Annotated in this window: 1 protein-coding gene; it reads left to right on the forward strand. The window is 60.9% G+C overall.

The genetic code is table 11. The features are described 5' to 3' along the window. The first annotated feature begins 114 nt into the window (after positions 1 to 114). Positions 115 to 1054 (forward strand): IS630 family transposase gene (locus AC628_RS41710; RefSeq protein ID WP_502689843.1). Its coding sequence is split into 2 segments (ribosomal slippage): positions 115 to 450 and positions 452 to 1054, totalling 939 coding nucleotides; the frame shifts between segments, so codons are not numbered across the junction. Positions 1055 to 1081 lie beyond the last annotated feature (27 nt).

Raw genomic sequence — 1081 nt, forward strand, 5'->3', positions numbered from 1 at the left:
ACTTCGGAGCTTTTCAACTCACTAAAGCGGGATGGGGTTAGGTTGAATCGATTTGGGATTCCCAAATCAGGCTGTTTCTGATTCACCATGCTGGCTGGGCGGAGGCCAGCATGGATGGGCAAGCCTTATTCTCTGGATCTTCGCAAGCGTGTCGTGGCCGCGATTGAGGGCGGGATGTCGCGCAATCAGGCCGCCAAGCAGTTTGGGGTGGCGATCAGCACGGCGATTGGCTGGATGCAGCGGGTCGATGAGACCGGCAGCGTTGAGCCTGGCCAGATGGGCGGGCACAAGCCGAAGGCGGTTTCGGGAGATCACGCGGTCTGGCTGTCGCAGCGGATCAAGGACGGTGATTTCACCATACGCGGGCTCGTTGCCGAGCTTGCCGGGCGCGGTCTGAAGGTCGACTACCACTCGGTGTGGGACTTCGTGCATGCCGAGAAGCTCAGCTTCAAAAAAAAGCGTGGCGGCTGGCGAACGCGATCGTCCCGAGGTAGCTCGCCGGCGAGCCCAGTGGGCAAAGTATCAAGGTCGCGTCGACGCTGAGCGGCTGGTCTTCATCGACGAGACCTGGACCCGGACCGACATGGCCCCTTTGCGCGGATGGGCGCCGCGCGGGCACAGACTTTCGGCCAAGGTTCCTCACGGCCGCTGGAAGACCATGACCTTCCTGGCGGCCCTGCGCCATGACCGGATCGATGCGCCATGGTTCATCGAGGGGCCGATCGATGGCGTGAGCTTTCGCACCTACATCGAGAAGGTTCTTTTGCCCGTCCTTCGACCCGGCGATATCGTCGTCTTGGACAACCTCGGCAGCCACAGGAGCAAAGCAGTTCGCCAGCTCATCCGTTCGGTCGGCGCCAAACTGTTCTTCCTGCCAAAATACTCGCCCGACCTGAACCCGATCGAACAGGTCTTTGCCAAGCTCAAGCACCTGCTCCGCAAAACTGCCGCGCGAACCGTCGACGCGGTCTGCGCCGCAATCGGCCACGCACTCGATGCCTTCACCTCCGAGGAATGCGCCAACTACCTCAGAAGTTCAGGCTATCGGACTTAATGCCATCACGCTTTAGCTCATCCCGAA

The organism is Bradyrhizobium sp. NAS96.2 (assembly GCF_001908235.1).
Classification (GTDB): domain Bacteria; phylum Pseudomonadota; class Alphaproteobacteria; order Rhizobiales; family Xanthobacteraceae; genus Bradyrhizobium.